This is a genomic window from Nocardia sp. NPDC004718 (assembly GCF_053601535.1).
Genome location: NZ_JBSGCA010000162.1, coordinates 1 through 1,346, shown reverse-complemented (window position 1 = coordinate 1,346; position 1,346 = coordinate 1). Strand labels below are relative to the sequence as shown.

The window sequence follows — 1,346 nt, the reverse complement described above, 5'->3', positions numbered from 1 at the left end:
GTCGTTTCGGGGCAGGTAGCAGCGGTTCCAGCCGTGCCCATTGAGCATCGGTCAGATCCGCTCGCGCGGTCACCGCTAGGGTGGTCACGAGGTCTTCGGTGTTCAGTTGAATCTTGGTCGATCAACCAACTACCGGAGACCTCGCTCGGCAGCATCGATTCCGGCAGTTTCGGCGCACTCGGAAAGCTGTAGTTGACCATCCTCGACGACACAGGCACGCCACTGGCCCTGTTCGTCACCTCCGAGGCCACTACCGAGTCCGCGTTCCTGTTCGGCGAGATCTACCGCCGCGCGGGCGTGTGGAAGGTCCGTGCTGTCGGGCAGGGCTGGGACTCCGGATTGGCAGGTTTGGCTACAGACTTCGGTGTGTCGGTCGACGACGATGCCGACTCGGAAGCTGTACGGAAGGAAGCGCCACAACCCTGTGTCGAGCACCTTGCCGACTCGGCTTATCGACTGTGGGGACAGAACCGGAGCTGGCAGAGCTACGAGTTGACGATCGAAAAGGAGTTCCTGCCTGCGCTCCGCAGCCTGTATCCGCCCGAGCTTCCCGAACGCGACGGTCATCTCTCCCCTGTGGTTCAGCTGGTCCCCGAACCGGACAGCCCCCGAGGATCGTGGGCGGTGTCCGTTCGGACCGGCGGCCGGACCATTGGATACCTTTAGGACAACAACGCACGGAACTGGGCGGCGGTGCTGAACCGCATCATCGCATCGGGGTTCCTTCCCACGACATCGAGCAAGATCTGGCTCCGCGAGTACGACGACTGGGACGGCGGGCCAGAACTTCACGCGAATGTGCTGATCGGGATCGAAGACGCGGCCCTGGCGGTCCCTGTGAACGATCCGCCGAACGTCGCCTATACCTTGCTGCCTCGTTCAGCAATCGTCCAGGTGACCAAGGAGCACGAACCTTTCGACGCGCTGTTGAAATTCGTACCGAGGGCGGAATCGGCCTGCTCTTCGTCACCTTGCACGAGAATTCCGCGCAGGGCAGCCGAGCCAAACCGCATGTCGAAGTACGCATCGACGTGGAGCGGATAGGGCAGTTGACTCCGCAGATGAGCCAGCGCTTCCTGCCGATGATCCGGCATCTGGAGTCGCGGGGGCTGCTCACCACGTGCTGGGGCGAGATCACCGGATCGGCGGTCGCTGCCAAGGTGCGAATCGACGCGATTGGCAACAGGTACCGCTGCGGACGCTTGTTACAAGCTGTCGAAGGAGTTTCAGGCCGCCTTGCAGACCAATGCTAGCGGCCGGGGAACGAGTTCCGCCGCCAGCAACACAGAACTGACCTGGCCGGATACGTCGGCTCACCGACCGTTTCAGGACAGCTGTCCCGAAAC

Annotated in this window: 3 protein-coding genes; all 3 read left to right on the top strand. The window is 62.5% G+C overall.

Translation table 11 applies throughout. The annotated features are described in order from the left end of the window. Positions 1 to 192 precede the first annotated feature (192 nt). Genes ACWEH3_RS36115 through ACWEH3_RS36105 form a run of 3 tightly spaced genes read left to right on the top strand, consistent with a single transcriptional unit; the run spans position 193 to position 1,253 of the window. On the top strand, positions 193 to 666 hold the full coding sequence (locus ACWEH3_RS36115) for a TerD family protein (protein WP_450026966.1): 474 nt from the start codon (positions 193 to 195) through the stop codon (positions 664 to 666). Between the two features lie 27 nt (positions 667 to 693). After that, on the top strand, positions 694 to 1,044 hold the full coding sequence (locus ACWEH3_RS36110; protein WP_450026964.1) for a hypothetical protein: 351 nt from the start codon (positions 694 to 696) through the stop codon (positions 1,042 to 1,044). Positions 1,045 to 1,061: 17 nt separating this feature from the next. Beyond that, positions 1,062 to 1,253 (top strand): hypothetical protein, encoded by a 192-nt coding sequence (locus ACWEH3_RS36105; protein WP_450026962.1) that lies wholly within the window; start codon positions 1,062 to 1,064, stop codon positions 1,251 to 1,253. Positions 1,254 to 1,346: the final 93 nt, after the last annotated feature.

Excerpts from the sequence above, each read along its gene's own strand:
- ACWEH3_RS36105 (WP_450026962.1), top strand. The coding sequence starts at position 1,062 with ATGAGCCAGCGCTTCCTGCCGATGATCCGGCATCTGGAGTCGCGGGGG.